This window comes from Pinirhizobacter sp., from assembly GCF_035317885.1.
GTDB lineage: Bacteria > Pseudomonadota > Gammaproteobacteria > Xanthomonadales > Rhodanobacteraceae > Pinirhizobacter.
In genome coordinates, this window is sequence record NZ_DATHFX010000085.1 from 1 (window position 1) to 3,345 (window position 3,345).

A 3,345-nucleotide genomic window follows, 5' to 3' on the forward strand; every position below is an offset into this window, starting at 1 on the left:
CCTCGCGAACCTCGTCGTGCGGCAGAGCTGGCGGGCCATAGCGGCCGGCGCTCCGTGCGAAGCCCGTCCCGATGGGGGCGCAGCCATAAAACACCGCCGCGAAGCGGCCTCCCTTCCCCGAGGGTCGCCGCAGCCCGGAGCGCCGCCGCTGGGCCCCGCCGGCACTCCCCGCCACGCCCGAGCCCAGCGCGCGTGGCTTGGTTTTACCTCAGCGCAGTCCCGTTTCGTTGCGGGCGATGATCAGGCGCTGGATTTCGCTGGTGCCTTCGTAGATCTCGGTGATCTTGGCGTCGCGGAAGTAGCGTTCGAGCGGCATCTCGCGTGAGTAGCCCATGCCGCCGTGGATTTGGACGGCCTGGTGGGCGATGAACATCGCTGTTTCCGATGCCACGAGTTTGGCTATTGCTGCCTCGTTGTTGAATCGGCCGCCTTCGACCTTTTCCGATTGTGTCTTGGCCCAGGCTGCGCGCATGGTCAGCAGCATGGCGGCGTCGAGGCGGCACTTCATGTCGGCGATCTTTGCCTGTGTCATCTGGAAGCTGCCGATGGGCTGCCCGAATGCCTTGCGCTCTTTCACCCAGGTGATGGTGGCTTCATACGCTGCACGGGCGATGCCCACCGCTTGCGAGGCGATGCCGATGCGGCCGGCGTCCAGCACGCCCATGGCGATGGAGAAGCCCTTGCCTTCGGCGCCGAGCATGTTTTCCTTCGGGCACACGTAGTCGTTGAATTCGATCTCGCAGGTGGCCGAGGCGCGGATGCCAAGCTTGGGTTCCGTCTTGCCGGGGTGGAAGCCCGGGATCTTGGTGTCGATGATGAAGGCTGAGATGCCCTTTGCACCGATCCCCGGCTGGGTGACGGCGAACAACACGATGTAGCGGGCCACGGGGCCGGAGGTAATCCAGCTCTTCTTGCCGTTGATCACCCAGTCGCCATCGGCATTCTTCACGGCGCGGGTGTGCATGTTCGAGGCATCGGACCCCGATTGTGGCTCGGTGAGTGCATAGGCGCCGATTTCCTCGCCCGAGGCGATGGCGCGCACGTACTTCTGCTTCTGATCTTCCGTGCCGTTCTTCAGGATGCCATTGCAGAACAGCGAATTGTTCACCGACATGATGGTGGCGTGGGCGGCATCGGCGGCCGAGACTTCGATCACCGCCAGCGCATAGGCCGTGGTATCCATGCCGGCACCGCCGTATTCCTCAGGCACCTCGATGCCCATCAGGCCCAGCTGACCCATCTCCTGGATGTTGGCGAGGGGGAACTCGCCCTTCGCGTCGAATTCGGCGGCGACCGGAGCGATGCGCTTCTGGGCGAAATCGCGCGCGACCGCCTGGATCGACAGCTGGTCGTCGGTGAAACGGAAATCCATGGAACTCTCCTGCTTCTTGGCGTTATGCCGGGGCGAACCGATCCCCGCGCAGCCGGCTATTCTAACGGCCGTTCCAATCCCCGGCGCGGTGCAGCGCAACAATGCGCCTTGACGCGGGGCCGGGTGGGGCCTAGCCTTTACCATCTTTATATCGCGATGAAAGGATAGGCCTTGGATCTCGCCACCGCCTCCGGCGTGCTGCGCCTGCTTGCCGACGCCACCCGCGTCCGCCTGCTGGCCCTGCTCGAGCGCGAGGAACTGACCGTGGCCGAGCTCGCCGCCATCCTGCACCTGGCCCAGCCCCGCGTGTCCACGCACCTGGCCAAGCTGAAGGAAGCCGGGCTTGTCCGCGACCGCAGGGCTGGCGTGTCCGCTTATTACCGCGCCAACGCAGAGTTCGATCCGCGCATGCAGGGCCTGCTCGCTGCCCTGCGCGAGAGCATCGACGACGCCATGCTGCGTGCCGATGCCGCCCGCCTGCCTACGGTGCTGGCCCAGCGGGCCGGGGAAGCCGGGTGGGCCGATACGGTGGCCGGCGATATGGAGCGGCATTATTCCCCCGGCCGCACCTGGGAAACGCTCGCTCGCGCCCTGCTGCAGTTGCTCGAAACCGGGGACGTGCTGGACATCGCTTCGGGCGACGGCGTCACCGCCGAGTTGCTGGCACCGCATGCGCACTCAGTGACCTGCGTGGATTCGAGCCTGCGCGTGGTGGAAGCCGCCCGCCAGCGCCTGGCGCCATTCAGCAACGTCCAGGTGATGCAGGGCGACATGCACGCCCTGGATATCGCCGACGGCAGCTTCGACCTAGTATTGCTGCTGCACGCCCTCACCTACAGCACGCAGCCGCAGAAGGTCTTCACCGAGACTGCCCGCGTGCTGCGCCCCGGTGGCCGCGTACTGGCCGCCACGCTGGGCCAGCACGACCACTCGGCGGCCGTGGAGCCTTTCGACCACCGCAACCTCGGCTTCAGCACCGAAACGCTCGAGCAGATGGCCGTCGACGCCGGGCTTTCGGTGGTCAGCGCCACGAGCATCAGCCGCGAACGCCGCTCCCCCCATTTCGAGGTGTTGAGCCTCGTTGCACGTAAACCCGCTTGAGGATGTACCCGTGAGCAACCTTCCCTGGCTTTTCCCCGATCGCGTCGCCCTGCTGGAAAAGGCCCTGGCCTCGCGCATCCTGGTACTCGACGGCGGCATGGGTACGATGCTGCAGGGCCACCTGCTGGACGAAGCGGGCTATCGCGGCGAGCGCTTTGTCGAAGGCTTCGATGCCCGCAATGCGCATGGCGAAAACTGCGCCTGCGACCTGAAGGGCAACAACGACCTGCTTACCCTCACGCAGCCGGCAATCATCCAGGGCGTGCACGAGGCCTACCTTGCCGCCGGCGCGGACCTGGTGGAAACCAACACCTTCAATGCCACGCGCATCAGCCAGGCCGACTACCACCTCGAGCACCTGGTGGGCGAACTCAACCGTACCGGGGCCGCCCTCGCGCGCGCCGCCTGCGATGCTGCCAGCACGCCTGAAAAACCCCGCTTCGTGATCGGCGTGCTTGGGCCCACCAGCCGCACGGCCTCGATCTCGCCGGACGTCAACGACCCGGGCTATCGCAATGTGAGCTTCCAGGAACTGGTGGACAACTACACCGAGGCCGCCGCCGCGTTGATCGACGGTGGCGCCGATACGATCATGGTGGAAACCATCTTCGACACCCTCAACGCCAAGGCAGCGCTGTTCGCCCTGTCCGAACTCTTCCGGGTTCGCGGTGGCCGCATGCCGGTGATGATCTCCGGCACCATCACCGATCGCTCCGGGCGCACGCTGTCGGGCCAGACCGCCGAAGCGTTCTACTATTCCGTAGCTCATGTCGATCCCATCTCGGTGGGCTTCAACTGCGCGCTCGGCGCCGATGAGCTTCGCCCGCACGTGCAGACGCTCTCGTCGATCGACATGAGCTACGGAATAGTAG

General features: G+C 65.7%; 3 protein-coding genes. 2 read left to right on the plus strand and 1 reads right to left on the minus strand.

Going from position 1 to position 3,345, the window contains the following annotated elements; translation table 11 throughout:
* Positions 1-208: 208 nt before the first annotated feature.
* Entirely contained in the window at positions 209-1,372 is a 1,164-nt protein-coding gene (locus VK519_RS02665) for an acyl-CoA dehydrogenase family protein (protein ID WP_324347410.1), read from the minus strand.
* Positions 1,373-1,543: 171 nt separating this feature from the next.
* Between VK519_RS02665 and VK519_RS02670 the strand changes: the two genes are divergently transcribed.
* The gene (locus VK519_RS02670; protein ID WP_324347412.1) at positions 1,544-2,473 is read left to right on the plus strand and encodes an ArsR/SmtB family transcription factor; all 930 of its coding nucleotides are present in this window, start codon (positions 1,544-1,546) and stop codon (positions 2,471-2,473) included.
* Between the two features lie 10 nt (positions 2,474-2,483).
* Positions 2,484-3,345, plus strand: an 862-nt coding sequence (locus VK519_RS02675; protein ID WP_324347415.1) for a homocysteine S-methyltransferase family protein, incomplete at its 3' end; no start/stop codon positions are given.